The following is a 21,036-nucleotide window of genomic DNA, read 5'->3' as shown; positions in this document are numbered from 1 at the left end:
GGCGTAATCTCCCCTACTCTCATCTCTATTTTATCTTCCTTCAGCGTCCCTACAGTTAGGGCGATGAAGGAAGATAAAGCCTCCGGCGGATGTCACGGATTTTTTAAGGAAGCTTTTCGAGCCCGCTCGAAAAAAATCCGGACGCAATTACGCCGAGGCGTAATTGATATCTAGTATAACGAAAAAGACACCCCATTACACATTCTTCGTTTTCGAAGAGGTGACGGGGTATCTTCTTGGTTTAACAAATGATAATTAAACGAAACCATTTAGTATCTCCAACTCATGATGAATTTCCATGAGCCTATGCTTACTTTTCATTTTCTGCTTAGCATCATTTTCTTCTAAAGCATCAAATAATGTTGCCAATTCATAATCCAATTCAAGATTAAGTAACTTAACATACTCTCTCTCTACATCTGCTTTTCGAATGACGTGGACAACCTGTTTCATAATGAACACCCCTTTTTTGAATGTAGTCCAAATTTTCAATTAGTTACACTTACAATATGCTACATTTCGGCTTTGCTTTAGTTATAAGCCTTGTTATATAGATTGTTCCCCGTTTTCTGTTAAGATAAACGTGAATATGTAACTTGAACCAGCAAGGTATTCAAATTCCCTGCTGCTTCAAGTTACGCCTCCGGCGGATGTTAGAGATTTTGAAAGGATACAGGATCGGCAGTCTAAAAGTGCGACAACCTAAAACGGTTGCATGACCTATCACGTGTAAGTCTCCGGCACATTTCAAAATCCCGACGCAGTCACACCGAGGTGCAATTGATTGGGAGGGAATCAGATTGGGCAACCATTTTTGGCTAAAAGATGATTTTGATGTATTTTTAATTGAGGGATTGGAAAAAAGAATGGATGCTCTACAAAATAGAATCCAACCTAAATTTAATACACTTGGCAGGCATTTTGCAGATCGCCTTTCTGCCCATGGAACAGACGAGTTTTTTCCACATGTCGCCAGACACGCTAGAAGGACCGTCAATCCGCCGAAGGATAGCTGGGTAGCATTTGCACCCGCTAAACGCGGTTATAAGGCTTTACCTCATTTTCAAATTGGCTTATGGGGAACACATCTTTTTATTATTTTAGCGGTCATTTATGAAAATCCTGATAAAAAAGGAATTGCAGAACGTCTTAGTGGCCAACTTACTAGTTTGACCTCGTTGCCAGCGGGTTATATCGTCTCTGGTGATCATATGAAGCCTGATGTGGTCAGTATTGATGCAACGGGATCAGCGGGCCTACAAGGGCTACTAGAGCGACTACAAACCGTCAAAAAAGCAGAATTCCTCGTCGGAAGACATCTATCACGCGAAGAAGCGGCGGATATGTCGTCAGATCAGTTTATGGCTTTTGCCGAGGAAACGTTCGATTATCTTCTTCCTATCTATGATATTGTTATCGGAAGAAAATAATTTTATCAATTACGCCTCGGCGTAATTGCGTTGGGATTTTGAATTGTGCACAGCACAATTAACTCCCCTCAAAATCCCTAACATCCGCCGGAGGCTTAACTTGAATCAGCAGGCAGTTTGAACTCCCTCTGATTGAATTGCTTTTCTGGCATTCATCCCACCACTAAGCAGAAATGGAGCTAATTTCTCCCCTATAGAAGTGGGGGACTTCTGTAGCTGACGCTTTGCTTTCAATACAAAAGAATTTGCTGAATCAAGTTAAAAGAAAAAATGATAAGAGGAGTGTGGCTTAGCGCCGCGCTCCTCTTATCATTTCACCGTCCAAGGCCCCTTTAGCTGCCTTCACGACACGGAAGCTAACATATCCGCTCGCTTCTTCAAACTCCTTATCCAACGTCTTTTCTTCCGCCATAGAAGGGACCACTTTTTTAAATCCGCGATAAGCATCCATTAGCTGTTCCTTCACAATGCCTGTTTCATAAGCTTTTTCTACTGCCTCAAAAAACGCCACAACTGTAATCATTTCCGCAGTTGACCAATCGTGCCTTATTGGATAATTATAATCCATTCGTCAATACTCCCTTCATTACCCAAAATTCCACCCAGACCGAATCGCCTCAGCTTCCTTAACCATTCGATCAAAAAGTTCTTCTACAGTCGGAACATCCTGGATAAGCCCCGTCACTTGTCCTGCCCAGCCAAAACCATTGTCGATATCACCATCATGTATAAAGCGCCGATTCGCCGCTCCGCTAATAAAGTCCTTTAATGCTTCGTAATCCGCTTGCTTCGCTTCCAACCCGATAACTTTTTCCGTCCACACACCGGTTAATGCACGTGCAGGAGCACCTAGCGTTCGTTTAATGACCGTTGTATCCATTTCGCCACTAGTTAACAGTGCATCCTTGTATGCCTGGGAGGCGTGTACGCACTCCTTCGTCGCGATGAATCGGGTTCCCATCTCTACACCTTCTGCACCGAGCGCATGTGCAGCCATCCAGCCACGGCCATCTCCAATCCCACCAGAAGCAATGACCGGAATCGAAACGGCATCGACCACCTGTGGAACAAGCACCATTGTACCGATATCATCACGCCCAAGATGCCCGCCACCTTCCTGCCCAACGACCATAACAGCGTCTGCACCTAATTCCTCTGCCTTCTGCGCTTGCCGTTTTGCCGCAACAAGTACAAGCTTTACAACGTCTGTATGTGCAAGTTGTTCGAAAAATGGCGCGGGGTTCCCACCTGTCACCGACATCACTTTAACACCTTCTTCCAGCGCGACTTCCACCATATGATTGTAAGGGCGTCCATGCTGCCCAATTGCAAAATTCACACCAAAGGGTTTATTTGTCTTAGCCTTTACCTTACGAATTTCTGCCCGTAATGCATCTGGAGACTCTAAACTCATCGCCGTAATTTGACCAAGTCCACCTGCCTCTGATACCGCAGTCGCTAGTTCAGCGTATGCAAGGTAAGCCAATCCCCCTTGAATGATGGGATACTGAATACCAAGTAGCTTTGTTACTCTCGTTTGCCATTCCATTCTTCAACCCCCCCCATCATCATTAGTCTTCTACACCTTGAATTGTCGCCGGGTCAATCAATTCATACCCCTTTGTACGTAACCCTTCGACGATATCTTTTAATGCATCTGCAGTCCATTCACGGTCATGCATGAGCAGGTTTGCGCCGCTACGGAGCAGCTCTGTATTAACCATAATATCCGCTAATGCAGTTGCATCCATATACTGCTTTTCCCAATCATAGCCATACGTCCAGTTCATCAGTAGCATGCCGTCATTTTCGACAAACGCTTTACTAAAGTCACTATTGACGCCATAAGGTGCACGGAAAAACTTCGGACGCTCTCCCGTTATTTGCTCAACTGTATCGCTAACCATCTGGATTTCTTCCTTTTGCTGCTGCTCAGAAATTTGTTTAAGATTAGCATGTGTTTTCGTATGATTGCCAATCGGAAAGCCCATCTCATAAATCTCCTTCAATCTAGCCTGTTCTTCTTCAGTATCAATAAAATGACCGTTTACAAAGAAAATAGCGGGTGCATCGAGTTCCTTCAATGTTTTAGCCATTTCCAACGCATATTTATCGGGTGCATCGTCAATCGTCAAGAGTACCGCTTTAGGATTAGCATCACTAATCGGCTCAAACGCCCATACAGCGTTCAGTGCATAAAGTGGTTCGATAACCTCTTCAATAGGTTGTTCTTCAATAATTTCTTCCTCTTCCGGCTCTGGCACGACTTCACTATCCGGCAATTTTGCATCGTTGTCATCATTCGGGGTTACTGCCTTCTGTTCATTCGAACACGCTACTATGAATAAAACCAGCATTACTAGTATGTACAAAAATCTTTTTTTCACAAGACCACTATCCTTTCACTACTGACATAGTAGCATGATTTTAAATAACAATGTATCGACAACTTGAAATTCGATACTTATTTACTGAACTGAACTACGTAAACAGGAAACTCGCCTACCTATTTGCCTAACTGGAATACACGAGGCCTAAACTGATCTACCTCACGCAAACTCCCCATAAAAAGTATCACCAGCTACCTTTTATCTACATAAAAAACCGTCTACAGAGTGCTTTCGCAATCCGTAAACGGTTTTATAGCTAACTTATTTTACAAGCATATGAACAGGTCTGCCTAATGCAACTTCTGCCGCTTCCATTGAGATTTCTCCCAATGTTGGATGTGCGTGAATTGTCATCGCCACATCTTCAAGCGTCATGCCCGCTTCAATTGCAAGGCCAAGCTCAGAAATCATATCTGAAGCATTTTCCCCAACAATTTGTGCGCCTAGAAGAAGTCCATCTTCTTTACGTGATACAAGTTTAACGAAACCTTCTGTTGCATCTAGTGCAAGTGCGCGACCGTTCGCTGCAAACGGGAATTTCCCTGCTACAACTTCGTATCCTTCGTCTTTTGCCTGTTGCTCATTCAAGCCAACAGTCGCAAGTTCTGGATCCGTGAAGCATACAGCCGGAATTGCTAAATAATCAACTTCAGATTTCTCACCTGAAATTGCCTCAGCAGCAACTTTTGCTTCATAAGAAGCTTTATGCGCAAGCTGTGGTCCTGGTACGATATCACCGATTGCATAGATGTTCGGAATATTTGTACGGCATTGTTTATCCACTTCGATAATACCGCGATCATGGAATTTAATACCCATTTCTTCAAGACCGATTTCATCCGTATTTGGACGACGACCTACTGTTACAAGTACGTAATCAGCTTCGACTTTCTTCTCTTCTCCGCCAACTTCGTATGTTACCGTAACACCAGTGTCTGTTTCTTCAACGCCTTTTGCAGAAGCTTTAACAACGATGTCTACACCTTTGTTTTTCAAGCCTTTTTTAACAATTTGCGTCATTTGTTTCTCAAAGCCCGCAAGAATATCATTGCCGCCTTCGATAATTGTTACCTCAGAACCAAGGTTAGCATATGAAGATCCAAGCTCAGTTCCGATATAACCTCCGCCGATAACGACGAGTTTACCAGGTACTTCTTGTAAATTCAAAGCACCCGTAGAATTGATCACACGTTTTGTATATTTAAAAGTTGGGATTTCAACTGGGCGTGCGCCCGTTGCGATAATCGCATTTTTAAATTTATATGTTTGTGCAGCATCTTCAGTAATAACACGAACTGTATTACTATCTACGAAATATGCTTCACCATAAACTGTATCAACTTTGTTACCTTTTAGAAGTCCTTCGACTCCGCCAGTCAATTTTTTAACAACGCTATCTTTGAAGGCTTGAGCTTTTGAAAAGTCAAGTTTCACATCAGATACCGTGATTCCCATTGAATCAGAACCTTTTGCACTTACATAACGATGGCCAACAGAAATCAATGCTTTAGAAGGAATACATCCAACATTTAAGCACACGCCACCAATTGTTTCTCTTTCAACGATTGTAACTTTTTGACCTAATTGCGCCGCGCGAATTGCAGCGACATAACCTCCAGGGCCTGATCCTACGACAAGTGTGTCAACTTCGATTGGAAAATCTCCTACTACCATTAGTTCACGCCTCCATTAATAATAATTCTGGATTGCCGAGCAATTTCTTCAGATGATTCAATGCTTGCTGACCTGTTGCACCATCAATCACTCGGTGATCAAACACCATTGATAATGCTAACATAGGTGCCGCTACAATTTCACCATTTTTTACAATTGGTTTTTCTGCAATGCGACCGATACCCAAAATGGCCACCTCAGGATGGTTGATAATTGGTGTGAACCACTGACCTCCTGCTGAACCAATATTCGTGATAGAGCATGATGCGCCTTTCATTTCTGCCGCTGACAATTTACCGTCACGCGCTTTCACTGCAAGGCTATTAATTTCATCGGAAATCGCAAAGATTGATTTGCGGTCTGCGTGCTTCACAACTGGAACAAGAAGTCCGCGCTCTGTATCAGCTGCAATTCCGATATTGTAATAGTGTTTTTGAATAATTTCTTGTGTCGCATCATCAAGTGATGTGTTCAATGCTGGGAATTCACGCAATGTAGAAACAAGCGCTTTGACAACGTATGGTAAATACGTCAGCTTGATATCTCTTTCAGCTGCAATGTCTTTGAACTTTTTACGGTGTGCAACAAGTTCCGTTACATCCACTTCATCGATTAACGTAACATGCGGTGCCGTGTGTTTCGAATTAACCATTGCTTTAGCAATTGCTTTTCTCATCCCCGACATCTTCTCGCGTGTTTCTGGGAATTCACCTTCAAGACTAACTGGAGCTGATGTTGCCGTTGCTTGTGTTGCGTTGTCTGTCTGTTCAACGTCTTCAGTGACAGCTGGCGCTGCAGCTTGTCCACCGTTTAGGAATGCTGCAATATCTTCTTTCAAGACACGGCCGTTTTTACCCGTGCCCGCAATCAGACGAATATCCGCACCTTGTTCCCGTGCAAATTTACGCACAGATGGCAATGCAATAATTCGACGATTCGGGTCAACATCTGTCTGTACTTGAGCATTTGCCGAAGGAGCTACCGCCTCTTCTTTTACAGCTGGTTGAGCTGCTGGAGCTGCTGGAGCTGGTGCCGCTTCTTGTACAGCTGCCTCAGGTTCAGCATCGTGCCCACTACTTGTATTTTCATAGCCCGGTGCATCAAAAGTAATCAATAAATCTCCTACGACTGAAACTGTACCTTCTGTAACGTAAATTTCTGTAACAGTACCTGTCACTGGTGAAGGTATTTCTACGACTGATTTATCGTTCTGGATTTCAAGAAGTGTATCGTCTTCATTGATTTTATCGCCTTTAGCAACAAACCACTTAACAATTTCACCTTCATGGATTCCTTCTCCGATATCTGGTAAACGGAATTCAAATGCCACAAGATTCACCCTTTCTTTTCTTTCTAAACTTACAATTATTGTTCATCAATACGCCTCGGCGTATTGCGTCCAGACTTTTTTCGAGCGCGCTCGAAAAGCTTCCCTAAAAAGTCTGTGACATCCTCCGGAGGATCTAATTAAGGAAGAATTGAACTCCATTCTTCCTTAATTAGAATGTCAGTACTTTTTTAGCTGTTTCGACAATATCTTTCACTCCTGGAAGCCATGCGTTCTCACCTTGTGCAAATGGATAGATTGTATCCGGCGCTGTAACGCGTAGTACAGGTGCTTCGAGGCTAAGTATTGCGCGTTCAGTAATTTCAGCAACAACATTCGCAGCAATTCCAGCTTGTTTTTGTGCTTCTTGGACAACGATTGCACGGTTTGTTTTTTCAACAGATGCAATGATTGTTTCAATATCAAGTGGTTGAATCGTACGTAAGTCGATTACTTCAAGTGAAATCCCTTCTTTTTCAAGCTCTTCAGCTGCTTTCAAGCTTTCGTGAACCATTGCCCCATATGTGACAACCGTTAAATCTGTTCCTTCACGCTTCACATCTGCTTTCCCTAAAGGAATTGTATATTCCTCTTCAGGAACTTCCTGTCTGAATGAACGATAAAGTTTCATATGCTCAAGGAAGACAACCGGGTTTTCATCACGAATTGCAGAGATTAACAACCCTTTTGCATCGTATGGTGTAGATGGAATAACCACTTTAATCCCTGGCTGAGCAGCGACAAGTCCTTCAAGACTATCAGCATGCATTTCAGGTGTTGCAACACCTCCACCAAACGGTGAACGAATCGTAACAGGTGCATTGAAGCGACCCGCACTACGGAATTGCATACGTGCCAATTGACCACTCACAGAGTCGATTACTTCAAAGTTAAAACCAAAGAATTGAATTTCCATTACTGGACGGAAACCTGTAAACGCAAGACCAATCGCCAATCCACCAATTCCAGATTCTGCAAGTGGCGTATCGAATACACGGTCTTCACCGAATTCTTTTTGTAACCCTTCTGTTGCACGGAATACTCCGCCGTTATTTCCAACGTCTTCACCGAAGACGAGAACGTTTTCATCATTTTTCAGCTCTACGCGCATCGCGTCGGTTATCGCTTGAATCATCGTCATTTGTGCCATCGGTTACTTCGACTCCTTTTCCGTGTAGATCGCAAGCTGCTCTTGTAAGTTAAATGGTAGCTCACCTTTGTACATAATATTAATGAAATCACTTACTTTTTGCTTAGGTGCTGCATCTGCTTCTTTAATAGCCTCTTTAATTTCTTCTTTCGCACGTTCAATCACTTCGTTTTCTTTCTCTTCGCTCCAAATACCTTTTGCTTCAAGATATATGCGGAAGCGGATAAGTGGATCACGTTTTTCCCACTCATTGTCCGTATCAGATGTACGGTAACGTGTTGGGTCATCGCCCGCCATTGTATGTGGTCCGTAACGGTAACACATTGTTTCAATAAGGGTCGGTCCTTCACCATTTACTGCGCGCTCACGTGCATCGCGTGTAACCGCATACACCGCTAGAGGATCCATACCATCAACTAGAATGCTTGGAATACCTGCCGCAATCCCTTTTTGAGCTAGTGTTTTCGCCGCTGTTTGCAATTCACGTGGTGTCGAAATCGCAAATTGGTTGTTTTGAATAATGAAGATTGCAGGTGAACGGTACGCTCCGGCAAAGTTGATGCCTTCATAGAAGTCACCTTGTGATGTTCCACCATCGCCTATATACGTCATCGCAACTGCTTTTGTACCGCGTTTTTGGAAGCCAAGTGCAATTCCTGCTGCCTGAATATATTGCGCACCGATAATAATTTGTGGCGGGAATACATTGACACCTTCCGGAATTGCTCCCCCTTGGTAATGTCCACGTGACCATAGGAATGCTTTAGCTAGTGGTAAACCATGGAATAACATTTGAGGCACGTCGCGATATCCTGGAAGGATAAAGTCCTCTGTTTCAAGCGCAAAGTGAGAAGCAAGCTGGGAAGCTTCCTGTCCTGCTGTTGGTGCATAAAAACCTAAACGTCCTTGACGATTCAATGAAATTGAACGTTGGTCCAAAATCCGTGTATATACCATGCGTGTCATTAATTCGACGAGTTCATCGTCTGATAGATTTGGATTTGCATCCTCATTAACGATCGTGCCTTCTTCATTCAAAATCTGGAACATTTCAAACTTGTCTTCAATCGCGTGAAGTGTCTCCACCGGATCGAACTGCTTGTCTTTTTTTGCAGCCATTTCGGCAACTCTCCTTTATAACTGTATTATGAATCAATGGTGTATCGATTGGTACAACCTCTTCCCTACTCAGTATACTGAATCAAAACGCAATGGTCAAACATAGGAATCGCATGTCTCATAGTCTAGTTACAATGTCAGAATTGATAATATCCACCAATCTGTATTAGCACAATATCACACCTGTGTTATAATAGAATAATAATTAATTCATCTTTCAAAATAAAGTGAAAGATGATAAATCGGAGCCTTTTTGCCCTACTTTCCTGTCATTCCCCTTGCTGCAAGCTCGCAAACACATCATCTTTCAACCGATTCACTTGTTCCGTTAAATCATTAAATATAATGACTGTCGATTGAACTGTCTCATTTTGCGCATTCACTTCATCGACCTGCTTTGTTAGCTCTGTCAATTGAGTTCCTTCAGTACGTAGCATTTCATATAATTGTTGTTGTAATTCCGCAAGTTTTTTGTAAGAAATGATAAATTCAGCATGTGACCCGTAGCGGTCGCTAATCGCTGTTTGCAGTTTTTCGAGATCACCCTTTACTTGCTCGTCTACTTTTTCAACAATTTCATCCATATCATTTACCGAAGCCTTTGCCTTATTTATTGAAGCTTCCTCTTGCTCCAACTTCTTCAAACGTGCCTGTAGTGACTCTTCAAGTTCAGCCACTTGGTTCGTTAGTTCCTCTTGCTGCTGTTGTGTCAATTTCATCGTTTCATTGAATAGTTGTTGTTCAGATTGCTCAAGACTTGTCAGTTCAGCTTGTGCCTCACGATAATCTTGTTCCGCATCGTTCATCGCCGCCATCGTGTCTGCCAATTGCTGTTCAACAGATGGACCAATCGTACAGCCACCAAGTACAGTCGCTAACAGAAATACCATAATTATTTTTTTCAAATTAAACCCTCCGATTCCCCTAGACTATAACTTTTTTCATTTCTATATTCAAGAGCGTGTTGAAATCCTTTCCCCCAATTTCCTATTCGATTATACTAGTACGTATAGTATAACCGAAAGGAAGTTTGTACGATGATTTTAATGGAACATATCGTTAGAGAGGGACACCCCACTCTGCGCAAACGTGCGGAAGAAGTACCTTTCCCACTATCAGAAGCGGATCACCAACTTAGTGTGGATTTATTAAACTACGTCATAAATAGCCAAAATGATGATATTTGCGAGCAATACGGATTGCGTCCTGGGATTGGATTAGCCGCTCCACAAGTAGATGCTTCGAAAAGAATTTTTGCACTCCATATTACAGAAGAGGATCGCGAGCCGCTTAGTCTCATCGCCATTAATCCTAAAATTGTAAGCCATTCTGTCGAAAAGACTTATTTAACTGCAGGAGAAGGTTGCCTTTCTGTCGATCGTGAAGTCGAAGGCTACGTTCCTCGCTATGCACGAATTACGATTAAAGCATTCGATTTAAAAGGTAATGAATTCAAAAAACGTTTGAAAGGTTTAGCTGCTATTGCTTTTCAACATGAGCTCGATCATTTGAACGGAATCATGTTCTACGATCATATTGATAAGGACACTCCTTTTAAAGAAATTCCAAACGCTATTCCTTTTGAACGCGAATAAACAAATCCTTCCTCATTCTTGACAGAACGTTCAGACAACTGTATAATGAGACTGAGGAAGTGATATGGCCATGTACAAACGTCTGAAACGTAAACTGTTGAAGCGGCTGAATGGCATTCTCGGGAAAAAAACAATCGCCTAATATCTGAGCTCGCCAATGTAAATTGGTGAGCTTTTCTTTATTTTAAGGAAGTGTCATGCTACTATAAAGAGAATCAGTTCAATCGAACGTAAAAAGGAGAGCAAACGATGATTTATAAAGTTTATTATCAAGAAAACATGCTACAAGTACCCGTCCGCGAAAATACACAAAGCATGTACATCGAAGCGGACTCGGAAAGGTCTGTCCGTGAGAAATTGAAAAGCCGTAATTACAGCATTGAATTTGTCCAACTTCTTGAAGGTGCACATCTTGAACACGAACAGGCTGCACCCTATTTCGAGCTAGAGCAGGTTTAACAATGAAGGCTATCAAAAATAATGAAACAGCTGTTTTCGCTCTAGGCGGACTAGGGGAAATCGGTAAAAACACGTATGGCGTGCAATTCCAAGATGAAATTATTTTAATTGACGCTGGGATTAAATTCCCAGATGATGAGTTACTCGGAATCGACTACGTCATTCCCGACTATACCTATCTTGAACGCAATGTGGACAAGATTAAAGGACTATTCATCACACATGGTCATGAAGACCATATTGGAGGAATCCCTTATTTACTACGGAAGATCAATGTTCCGGTTTATGGCGGAAAACTAGCACTTGGTCTATTACGCAATAAGCTAGAAGAACACGGTCTATTACGGACGACAAAAATGATTGCCATCGACGAAGATGATGTCATTAAGTTCCGCAAAACTTCTGTGTCATTTTTCAGGACGACACATAGTATTCCAGACGCATTCGGCGTTGTCGTCAAGACCCCTTCTGGTAACATCGTCCATACAGGTGACTTCAAATTCGACTTCACACCTGTTGGCGAACCAGCAAACCTGACTAAAATGGCTAAAATCGGTAGCGAAGGCGTGCTTTGCCTACTATCAGACAGCACGAACGCTGAAGTACCTAATTTCACGATGTCTGAACGCAAAGTCGGCGACAGTCTGAATGAAATTTTCAGAAAAGTTGACGGCCGTATCATTTTCGCTACGTTCGCTTCAAATATACACAGACTACAACAGGTTATTGAAGCTGCACAGCAATTTGGTCGTAAAATCGCTGTTTTCGGTCGTAGTATGGATAATGCTATTACAATCGGGCGTGAGCTTGGCTATATCATTGCACCGAAAGAATTATTTGTTGATACGCAATCTTTGAATAGGCTACCCGCAAATGAAGTAATGATACTTTGTACAGGAAGCCAAGGCGAACCGATGGCAGCATTATCACGCATCGCCAACGGCACGCATCGTCAAGTTCAAATTCACCCTGGAGATACAGTTATTTTCTCTTCTTCTCCAATTCCGGGTAATACATTGAGTGTCAATAAAGCTATTAACGCCTTATTCCGCGCTGGTGCTGAAGTGGTACATGGTTCTTTAAATAATATCCATACATCCGGGCACGGCTCGCAGGAAGAGCAAAAGCTTATGCTTAGACTCATTAAACCTAAGTACTTCATGCCTATCCATGGTGAGTACCGGATGTTGAAAATGCATACAAATCTTGCAGTTGATTGTGATGTTCCACAGGAAAACACTTTCATTATGGGCAATGGAGATGTTTTAGCCTTAACGCAGGACTCGGCACGTCTCGCAGGGCGCATTCCTTCTGGTGACGTATATATTGACGGTAGTGGAATCGGCGATATTGGTAACGTCGTTTTACGCGATCGTAGGATCCTATCTGAGGATGGTCTAGTCATCGTTGTAGCGACAGTCGATACAAAACGCAATCGTATTGTCTCTGGCCCTGATATCATTTCAAGAGGATTTGTCTATATGCGTGAATCCGGCACAATGATACACGAAGCCCAGCAAATGCTATCGAAGCAAATGCAACGCAAGCTTACAAGCTCACCGGCTGATATCGCTGCTCTAAAAAGTGAAATCACTGATGTCCTTGGTCCTTATTTATATGACAAAACAAAGCGCAAACCGATGGTACTTCCAGTTATTATGGAAGTGTAATCAATCACGCTAAAGCATGATTGCGTCCAGAGACTTAACTTGAAGCAGCAAATGTATTTGCTGAATCAAGTTGAACTATATTCCTAGCAGATAAGCAAAAATCCCGCAAATACACATCTTGGTGTGTATTGCGGGATTTTTTAATGTAGCGCCTTCTTCTCAAACTTGTGGATATCCGTGTCAGATCCTATCACAATTAAAATATCTTCATGTTGAATTTTTTCAATCGCCTGAGGTGATACCAAAATATGCTTACCGCGTTTAATCGCGACGATATTAACACCATATCTCGCACGAATATTAAGCTCAATAAGCGTGGCTCCAGCAAGTTTATCATTAGCCTTTATTTCCGCAATCGAATGCTCATCCGACAATTCAAGATAATCAAGTATATTATTCGACACCATATTATTCGCTATCCGAATCCCCATATCACGCTCTGGATGAACGACCTGGTCAGCACCAATTTTACGCAAAACCTTTTCATGATAATCATTTTGTGCTTTGACCGTAATTTTCTTTACTCCAATTTCTTTCAACATAAGCGTTGATAAAATACTTGCTTGGATATTGTCACCAATTGCGACCACGACATGCTCAAAATTCCGAATCCCTAACGATTTCAGAACCGATTCATCCGTCGTGTCAGCTACTACTGCTTGTGTCGCAATCTGTGCAAACTCATCCACCTTTTCAGGTGAAATATCAATCGCCATCACATCTGCATCAAGCTCTATCAACTCTCTAACGATACTCCCGCCAAAACGCCCCAGTCCAATGACTACAAATTCTTTTTTCACAAAACAACTCCCCTATCCGGTTACTGAATGCGATTAGTGTATCACACTGCGTGAATCCTCTCAATGCACAATTCCATCACCAATGCCTAACAGAAAACCCGATTGCGCAAAGCAATGCGCAATCGGGTAGACATTTAGTCTCTTTTCATTTCATCTAATACACGGTTAACACGCTTTTCAAGCATTTTCATGCCTCCGCCACCTGCTTGGAAGTGACGTAGCTGACCGTCTTTGTCGAATACATAATAAGCGGGCACATATTGGTTATCGAATTTATCCGTTAATGTGACTTCACTGTCTACAAAAATCGGTTGTGTGATATCATGCTCTGCTGCTACTGCCTTAATCTGTTCCATATCTAAGTCGTCTTCTGAACGCGGCATATGGACTGCAACAACGTTTAAATCTTCTTTAAACCTGTCTCTGAATTCATTCACCTCTGGCATTGCTTCCTTGCAAAGATGACAGCTCACTGACCAGAAGTGAATGAGCGTCGGTTTTTCTCCGACCAATTGAGCTTTTGTTTGTTCCCCATTCAACCACGCCGTTGCACCATCAAGTTCAGGCATTTGTTCACGTAATTTCATCGTAGTGTCCTCCTTCATTTTCATAAAAAACCCCCACGGCTTATATTATGCGTGGGGATTTAGATTGGTAAAACTAAAATACATCTTATAGTGTCTTCTGACCTGGTCTCCAGTTAGCTGGACATAGTCCGCCTGTTTGAAGTGCTTGAAGTACACGTAATGTTTCATCTACATCACGGCCAATATTGTTGTGGAATACTGTTTGGTATTGCAGTTCACCTTCAGGGTTGATGATGTATAGGCCGCGCAATGCAATCCCTTCTTCTTCAATCAACACACCGTAGTCTCGTGAAACTTGGTGATTTGTGTCTGCAGCAAGTGGGTATTTCAATTGCTCAAGACCATTATCTTTACGGTCTGTATTGATCCATGCAAGATGCGTATGAATTGTGTCCGTAGAAACACCGATAATTTCTGCATCTAGGTCTTCGAATTCATCGTAACGGTCAGACATTGCTGTAATTTCCGTTGGACAAACAAAAGTGAAGTCCATTGGGTAAAAGAACAATACTGTCCATTTATCATTTTTCATGTTTTCAGCAAGGCTTACTTTGCCGAAAGATTTATCTGCTAGTACTGCCTCCATTGTAAAATCTGGAGCCTGTTTTCCTACCATACGTTCAACCATTAGAGATCCCTCCAAAATTTCTTTGTGCAAGAACATCAGTCCTACACTAATCCTTTTTTAGGATATCAAATAGGCGATGAAATTTCAAACAGAGTCCCTCGGAAATACTATACATTGACTAACATTTGTCGAAATAACGACAAATGTTATTACTATTCACATATATCTATTAATTTACTCTTTTCACTCAATTATGTCCGGTTCGCTTTTGGCTAACTATTCACGACATCATACCGTTGGAGCAAATGCAGTTACTTGGGAAGAAAGTAAATGATGACTTTTTATAGGGATGAAAAGGCTATAGTAAAAGCCTCAGCCAACAAAATAAGCATGGATGCGGCGAAGTCGCATTCATGCTTAGCTAGTCGTTCAATCCATGTGATCCAAATTAACGGAACACTAGGCCTATATTTAGACATATCAATTAGATTTAAATACTATTCACAATGCGAAGGTTTAGCCGGTCTTGCGAGACAATATTCACAATCAGGATCACCACAAGACGTTTCTCGCCATTCATCACAAGCTGGACAGTAAACGGAATCGTGTTCATCATTATAGGCTAGTCGATCGAGGCAAACTTTACAATGATTGGGTAACTCAAATAAATCCCGGATTTTACCGTTCTTCATGAGAAATACTCCTTCAATTGCTTTCTTCTCTGTCCTTTGGTCTTCTAATTCATCAAAAGAAAAACCCAGGTCTTTCATTGTCCATTGACGTTCGTCTGGATCTAAATAAAACACTTTCTTTTTCCCCAATCGTAGCCCCTCCTTACTTGCTGTATTATACCATAATCTATGCGAAATTCAACGCTGGGCTACACGCTTTCCTTCTATATGATTGACCTCGCAAAGCTTTTCACTTTATACAATTTATTTAATCTTAAAAAAGGCTTGATTTTCAGTTAGGATTTTGTATAATTGAGAATGGTTTTAGTAAACTTAAAGTATACTTATACTAAACTCGGGCTTAATTCAACAAAACGATTAATTAAGTTGCTCCCGATCGAAAACACAATTTTAAAAAGGGTGGCTTCTTACCGGCACAATTATGCAAAGTCCTAATTGGTTTAGATTTAATAAGGAGGGGAATCCGTGGAGATAGGTAGTAAAATTAAAAGCCTGCGTTTAAAAAAAGGACTGACCCAAGAAGAACTTGGTGAACGGACCGATTTGACGAAAGGACATATTTCACAATTAGAACGTGATCTCAACTCACCTTCTATTGAAACACTTTTCGCCTTGTTAGAGGTTCTCGGTACAACACCAAAAGAATTTTTTGATGAACCGAAAAAAAATGTCACCGTTGTCTACTCTACAGATGACCAAACGATTTACTCTGATGATGAGCTCAAATATAGCATTCGCTGGCTCGTACCGCGCTCCAACGAAAATGAAATGGAGCCCGTTCATATTACTTTCCAACAGCAAGGGGAATTCAAAAGGTTTGAACCGTCTCTCGCTGAAACGTTTATTTATGTACTGAGAGGAAAGGTCACGATTGAAATCGGCGACACGCAATACAATGCAGCAAAAGGTGATGCGGTCTACTATGATGCATCCGAGCATCATCGTTTATCAAATGCACATTCCGGAACGAGTGAATTATTACTCGTAGCTACTGAATCTTATTTATAAGGGGGATTATCCTAATGACTCAACCAATTATTCGCTTTGAAAATGTCACAAAAAAATATGATGAAAATACAACTGTCCTAAACGGTGTTTCCTTTGAAATGGAACGTGGTAAGTTTTACACACTACTTGGTCCATCTGGCTGTGGTAAAACAACCATCCTTCGCCTAATCGCCGGTTTTACTGAGGCTTCAGAGGGAACTATCTTTTTCAATGGAAAAAAAATCAATGACGTCCCAGCGAATGAGCGCCAGGTAAATACGGTCTTTCAAGATTACGCATTGTTCCCTCATTTGAATGTTTTTGAAAATATTGCATTCGGTCTACGCATTAAAAAAGTAAAACAAGCCGAAGTGGAGCGCCGTGTTCATGAAGCATTGAAATTCGTCAATCTCGAAGGCTATGAAGCTCGAGAAATTTCCGAAATGTCTGGTGGTCAACGTCAACGTGTGGCCATTGCACGTGCCATTATTAATGATCCAGAAGTTATTTTATTGGATGAGCCATTGTCTGCACTCGATTTAAAATTACGCTCTGAAATGCAATACGAGCTTCGCGAATTGCAACAGCGTCTCGGTAAAACATTTGTTTTCGTTACACATGACCAAGAAGAAGCACTCGCCATGTCCGATGAAATTTTCGTTATGGATGGTGGTCAAATTCAACAATCTGGTACACCACTTGACATTTATGATGAGCCGATTAATCGCTTCGTTGCCGATTTCATTGGAGAATCCAATATTGTACCAGGTGTTATGATTGAAGACTATGTTGTCCAATTTACTGGACGAACATTCGAATGTGTCGACCAGGGGCTTAATCCAAATGAAAAGGTTGATATCGTTATTCGTCCTGAGGACCTTGAACTAACGTCTGTCGATAAAGGCAAACTGAATGTAACAGTAGATACGCAATTATTCCGTGGTGTTCACTATGAGTTATCCACGTATGATGCGGATGGTAATGAATGGCTTGTACATTCCACGAAAAAAGCAGAAGTTGGCGTAACTGTAGGTCTTGACTTCGATCCAGAAGCAATCCACGTTATGCGGTTGAATGAAACGGAAGAGGAATTCGACGCTAGACTTGAGGCTTACGGGGTACCGGATCATGAACAATAAACCATTACGTCCGTTATACAATATTCCTTACGCAGCTTGGATACTCTTATTCGTCATCGCACCTATCGCCCTTATTGTTTATTACTCATTTTTCGACCTGTCAGGTAATTTCACAATAGACAACTATAAAAACTTTTTCTCGTCCGTCTATTTAAAACTGACAATTAGCTCGTTTTGGTATGCATTTTTAATTACGTTTTTCTCATTATTATTTGCGTATCCGACTGCTTATTTTTTAACGAAAACGAAGCATAAGCACCTTTGGTTATTGCTCATCATTATTCCATCTTGGATCAATCTACTGCTCAAGACATATGCATTCATCGGACTTTTTGGGCTTTACGGTCCTATTAATGCCTTGTTAGAAGTAATGGGTATTGGTGAACAACAAATTTTATTCACGGATTTTAGCTTTGTATTCGTGTCTGTTTATATTTTCATTCCGTTTATGATTTTGCCGATTTTCAACGCACTCGACAAATTAAACCCTACGTTGATTGATGCGTCACGTGATCTCGGAGCCAATGCTTGGACGACATTTAGCCGCGTCATTTGGCCATTGACATTGAACGGTGTGAAGTCAGGAATCCAGGTCGTCTTCATTCCAGCTTTGTCGCTATTCATGATTACGCGACTTATTGCAGGAAATAAAGTCATTACACTTGGAACTGCGATCGAACAGCAATTTTTAGTAACTCAAAACTGGGGAATGGGTTCGACAATCGCCGTATTCCTTATCTTATTCATGTTCATCATTATGTTAATTACGAATGGTAAAGAAAAGGGGGCGTCCAACAATGGAAAAACTAAGTAAGCTTCCTAAAATCTATTTGGCGGTTGTTTTCATTATTTTGTACGCACCCATTTTCTATTTAATCTTCTACTCCTTCAACTCAGGCGGAGGAATGTCGGATTTTGAGTCGTTCTCGCTGGAGCATTATGCAGCCGTTTTTGAAGATACTCGCCTGCTCGTTATTTTAATCAATACAATTGTTGTCGCCTTATTGTCTGCACTCTTATCAACGGCCATAGGCGTACTCGGTGCCGTTGCTATCCTGTTCATGCGTAATAAAGCGATGCGCAATGCTGTTTTGTCACTGAACAACATCTTAATCGTCAGCCCGGACGTTATTATCGGGGCATCATTCCTTATTTTATTTACACTGATTGGGGTTAAGCTTGGGTTTGCGTCTGTGCTCATTTCACATATTGCTTTCAGCATTCCAATTGTTGTTATTATGGTGTTGCCTAAGTTACAGGAAATGAGTCCAACGCTTATTGATGCGGCACTGGATCTTGGTGCGACGAAACGGGACGTATTAACACGCGTCATTATTCCTTTCATCAAACCAGGTATTTTGGCTGGATTCTTTTTAGCATTAACATATTCGTTGGATGATTTTGCAGTGACATTTTTCGTGACAGGTAACGGCTTCTCGACGTTGTCCGTCGAAATTTATTCAATGGCCCGCGCTGGAATCACTTTAACGATTAATGCATTGTCGGGACTTATTTTCCTCGTCACCGTCGTACTTGTCATTGGCTACTATATGATTAGTCGCAAAACCAAATCACCACTTGCGGGGGTGCGAAAATGAAAGATATACTACGTGGGACAGCCGTCATCCTAATTGTTTCTGCTATTTTGCTCATTATCAATGCTAAATTGAGTGAGGGTGGAGGTAGTGGCGGGAAAGATTCTATTACCGTTTATAATTGGGGGGAATACATTGACCCCGATTTGCTAAAACAATTTACGCAGGAAACCGGCATCAAAGTCATCTATGAAACGTTTGACTCGAACGAAGGGATGATGGGCAAAGTTGAACAAGGCGGGACGGCGTATGATATTTCAATGCCTTCCGAGTACATGATTGAAATGATGAAGGAGAAAGATTTACTTCTTCCGATTGATTATAGTAAAGTGCCGAACGTTCATAATATCGACCCATACTTCCTTGATTTACCGTTCGATCCTAACAATGAATACTCCCTTCCCTACTTCTGGGGAACAGTTGGCATTGCCTATAACCCAACGTTACTGGAAGGACAAACATTTGAGAGCTGGGATGATTTGTGGGACCCTTCGCTCAAGCAGGATGTCATTCTCGTTGATAGCGCAAGGGAAACGATTGGGATGGGGTTAAATTCACTTGGCTTTTCATTGAACTCCACTGATTTAGGACAATTGCGTCAAGCAACGGATAAATTAAAGACACTTAGCCCAAATGTTAAGGCCGTTATTGGGGATGAAGTAACACCATTAATGATTAATGGTGAAGCGGCTGTTTCCCTCACATGGTCTGGTCAGGCGGCAGATATGATGTATGAAAATGAAGACATCGATTATGTTGTTCCGGAAGAAGGTTCTAATCTTTGGTTCGATAATATGGTCATTCCGCGCACATCCAAAAATATTGACGGTGCACACGCCTTCATTAATTTCATGTTGGATGCAGAAGTAGCTGCACAAAATGCAGATTATGTTGGCTATTCTACCCCGAATTTGGCGGCACTCGATTTGATGGATCCTGAAGTTACGGGGGATGAACGCTTCTATCCTAATGAGGAAACAAGGGGACATTTAGAGGTTTACAGAAATTTAGGCCTTGAAATGCTCGGTGTGTATAATGAATTATTTTTGGAATTCAAAATGGATATGAAATAACACGTCTGTTGATTAACCAAAAATAACTTAAAATAGTTGTGACTTATTGTATTTTATTCCTTTGGAACGCTTTGGAATGAACGGCCACTATACAATAACCGACCTATTTTTATGATTGGGGATGTGACTGCGTCACATCCCCAATCAACTTTTCGGCAATCGTATGACAGCCGTTCATCCGTCGCTCTCCAAAGGAAATACTTCATAAAACACCAATGCTTTCGGGCATAAAAGAATAGAGGAATTCTAACTTTATAAAAGCCGCCAAAGATGCAATTTTGGCGGCTACCGCTATCTCCATCCTGTTTCCCATTCTTATTTTAAATTCGATAGCTTTCTTAGAAATGTTACGCAAAATTAAGAAGTAACTGCTTTGTTCAATGTGCAATAGTTCCCGAAATTGTATCTTCGGGAACTTACACACTTTAACAATGTCATCTATTCTTTTCTTCCTAAGTACCTGCACTTTTCACTTGAGCATTGGAGGTTTGTGATAGGCATTGATGTACAATAGGATAATCGAGAACGGTGCTCCAGTAATGACGGAGTCATTGCTGGAACACGATTCTTGCGGTTATTCTGTCGTCCATCTATTGCCGAAAGTAAACCGGAAATGCCTAGTAAACAGGCCATTTTATATTTCTTGCTGGCTAGGTGTAATTATAATTCAGCGGTTAATCTACAGAAGTGATGAATTAATGGAAAGCAGCTGGCGCCTTCGTGTGTCCACTGCTTTTTGTTATTCTACTCCCCCACAATCCTAAATCTATTAATGGTGTGT

The 21,036-nt window shown here is 41.6% G+C and carries 22 protein-coding genes; 9 read left to right on the top strand and 13 right to left on the bottom strand.

Translation table 11 applies throughout. From position 1 onward, the window contains the following. Positions 1-255: 255 nt before the first annotated feature. Positions 256-453 carry a hypothetical protein gene (locus tag R2B77_RS03215; protein ID WP_203246094.1) on the bottom strand — a complete coding sequence of 66 codons (198 nt, stop codon included), beginning with the start codon at positions 451-453 and terminating at the stop codon, positions 256-258. A 347-nt stretch (positions 454-800) separates the two neighbouring features. Between R2B77_RS03215 and R2B77_RS03210 the strand changes: the two genes are divergently transcribed. Next, positions 801-1,430 (top strand): YktB family protein, encoded by a 630-nt coding sequence (locus tag R2B77_RS03210; protein ID WP_203246093.1) that lies wholly within the window; start codon positions 801-803, stop codon positions 1,428-1,430. A 289-nt stretch (positions 1,431-1,719) separates the two neighbouring features. Here R2B77_RS03210 and R2B77_RS03205 read toward each other — a convergent pair whose 3' ends face one another. From R2B77_RS03205 to R2B77_RS03170, 8 genes are all read right to left on the bottom strand, one after another. Continuing rightward, a complete protein-coding gene (locus tag R2B77_RS03205) occupies positions 1,720-1,998 on the bottom strand; it encodes a UPF0223 family protein (RefSeq protein WP_203246092.1) in 279 nt (92 codons plus the stop codon). An 18-nt stretch (positions 1,999-2,016) separates the two neighbouring features. Then, complete coding sequence (locus tag R2B77_RS03200) at positions 2,017-2,979, bottom strand: NAD(P)H-dependent flavin oxidoreductase (RefSeq protein WP_203246091.1); 963 nt, start codon at positions 2,977-2,979, stop codon at positions 2,017-2,019. A 22-nt stretch (positions 2,980-3,001) separates the two neighbouring features. Further along, entirely contained in the window at positions 3,002-3,817 is an 816-nt protein-coding gene (locus tag R2B77_RS03195; protein ID WP_203246090.1) for a polysaccharide deacetylase family protein, read from the bottom strand. Between the two features lie 264 nt (positions 3,818-4,081). After that, positions 4,082-5,494 carry a dihydrolipoyl dehydrogenase gene (gene lpdA / locus R2B77_RS03190; protein ID WP_203246089.1) on the bottom strand — a complete coding sequence of 471 codons (1,413 nt, stop codon included), beginning with the start codon at positions 5,492-5,494 and terminating at the stop codon, positions 4,082-4,084. 4 nt (positions 5,495-5,498) lie between these two features. After that, complete coding sequence (locus R2B77_RS03185) at positions 5,499-6,824, bottom strand: dihydrolipoamide acetyltransferase family protein (protein WP_203246088.1); 1,326 nt, start codon at positions 6,822-6,824, stop codon at positions 5,499-5,501. 169 nt (positions 6,825-6,993) lie between these two features. After that, the gene (locus R2B77_RS03180) at positions 6,994-7,971 is read right to left on the bottom strand and encodes an alpha-ketoacid dehydrogenase subunit beta (protein ID WP_322555646.1); all 978 of its coding nucleotides are present in this window, start codon (positions 7,969-7,971) and stop codon (positions 6,994-6,996) included. Between the two features lie 3 nt (positions 7,972-7,974). Further along, entirely contained in the window at positions 7,975-9,090 is a 1,116-nt protein-coding gene (gene pdhA, locus R2B77_RS03175; RefSeq protein ID WP_322555645.1) for a pyruvate dehydrogenase (acetyl-transferring) E1 component subunit alpha, read from the bottom strand. 269 nt (positions 9,091-9,359) lie between these two features. Next, positions 9,360-9,995 carry a YkyA family protein gene (locus R2B77_RS03170; protein WP_203246085.1) on the bottom strand — a complete coding sequence of 212 codons (636 nt, stop codon included), beginning with the start codon at positions 9,993-9,995 and terminating at the stop codon, positions 9,360-9,362. 132 nt (positions 9,996-10,127) lie between these two features. Between R2B77_RS03170 and def the strand changes: the two genes are divergently transcribed. The 3 genes from def (at position 10,128) to rnjA (ending at position 12,814) form a co-directional block, all read left to right on the top strand. Continuing rightward, positions 10,128-10,685: a peptide deformylase gene (gene def, locus R2B77_RS03165; protein WP_203246084.1), complete on the top strand. Its 558-nt coding sequence runs from the start codon at positions 10,128-10,130 to the stop codon at positions 10,683-10,685. Positions 10,686-10,934: 249 nt separating this feature from the next. Beyond that, the gene (locus tag R2B77_RS03160; RefSeq protein WP_203246083.1) at positions 10,935-11,144 is read left to right on the top strand and encodes an RNA polymerase epsilon subunit; all 210 of its coding nucleotides are present in this window, start codon (positions 10,935-10,937) and stop codon (positions 11,142-11,144) included. A 2-nt stretch (positions 11,145-11,146) separates the two neighbouring features. Beyond that, positions 11,147-12,814 carry a ribonuclease J1 gene (rnjA, locus tag R2B77_RS03155; RefSeq protein WP_203246082.1) on the top strand — a complete coding sequence of 556 codons (1,668 nt, stop codon included), beginning with the start codon at positions 11,147-11,149 and terminating at the stop codon, positions 12,812-12,814. A 140-nt stretch (positions 12,815-12,954) separates the two neighbouring features. Here the strand turns inward: rnjA and R2B77_RS03150 are convergent, their stop codons facing one another. The 4 genes from R2B77_RS03150 to R2B77_RS03135 form a co-directional block, all read right to left on the bottom strand. After that, positions 12,955-13,614, bottom strand: coding sequence for a potassium channel family protein (locus tag R2B77_RS03150; protein WP_203246081.1), 660 nt, complete (start codon positions 13,612-13,614; stop codon positions 12,955-12,957). A 134-nt stretch (positions 13,615-13,748) separates the two neighbouring features. Beyond that, positions 13,749-14,201, bottom strand: a complete 453-nt coding sequence (locus R2B77_RS03145; protein WP_203246080.1) for a TlpA family protein disulfide reductase — start codon at positions 14,199-14,201, stop codon at positions 13,749-13,751. Positions 14,202-14,286: 85 nt separating this feature from the next. Continuing rightward, entirely contained in the window at positions 14,287-14,829 is a 543-nt protein-coding gene (locus R2B77_RS03140) for a peroxiredoxin (protein ID WP_203246079.1), read from the bottom strand. 437 nt (positions 14,830-15,266) lie between these two features. After that, on the bottom strand, positions 15,267-15,590 hold the full coding sequence (locus R2B77_RS03135; RefSeq protein ID WP_203246078.1) for a hypothetical protein: 324 nt from the start codon (positions 15,588-15,590) through the stop codon (positions 15,267-15,269). Positions 15,591-15,926: 336 nt separating this feature from the next. On the opposite strand from R2B77_RS03135, the gene R2B77_RS03130 reads away from it, so the two are divergent. From R2B77_RS03130 to R2B77_RS03110, 5 genes are read left to right on the top strand one after another with little or no spacing between them, the layout of a single operon-like run. Continuing rightward, positions 15,927-16,469, top strand: a complete 543-nt coding sequence (locus tag R2B77_RS03130; RefSeq protein ID WP_203246077.1) for a helix-turn-helix domain-containing protein — start codon at positions 15,927-15,929, stop codon at positions 16,467-16,469. Positions 16,470-16,483: 14 nt separating this feature from the next. Beyond that, positions 16,484-17,587 (top strand): ABC transporter ATP-binding protein, encoded by a 1,104-nt coding sequence (locus R2B77_RS03125; RefSeq protein ID WP_203246076.1) that lies wholly within the window; start codon positions 16,484-16,486, stop codon positions 17,585-17,587. Continuing rightward, positions 17,577-18,401, top strand: coding sequence for an ABC transporter permease (locus tag R2B77_RS03120; protein ID WP_203246075.1), 825 nt, complete (start codon positions 17,577-17,579; stop codon positions 18,399-18,401). Before R2B77_RS03125 ends, R2B77_RS03120 begins: the two co-directional genes overlap by 11 nt. After that, positions 18,385-19,185: an ABC transporter permease gene (locus R2B77_RS03115; protein WP_203246074.1), complete on the top strand. Its 801-nt coding sequence runs from the start codon at positions 18,385-18,387 to the stop codon at positions 19,183-19,185. Before R2B77_RS03120 ends, R2B77_RS03115 begins: the two co-directional genes overlap by 17 nt. Further along, positions 19,182-20,255, top strand: coding sequence for an ABC transporter substrate-binding protein (locus tag R2B77_RS03110; RefSeq protein WP_203246073.1), 1,074 nt, complete (start codon positions 19,182-19,184; stop codon positions 20,253-20,255). The genes R2B77_RS03115 and R2B77_RS03110 overlap by 4 nt, the downstream gene beginning before the upstream one ends. The last annotated feature ends 781 nt before the right edge of the window (positions 20,256-21,036 follow it).

It is taken from the genome of Sporosarcina beigongshangi (genome assembly GCF_033485195.1).
GTDB classification, from domain to species: domain Bacteria; phylum Bacillota; class Bacilli; order Bacillales_A; family Planococcaceae; genus Sporosarcina; species Sporosarcina beigongshangi.
This window is presented reverse-complemented; position numbering and strand designations above follow the sequence as displayed.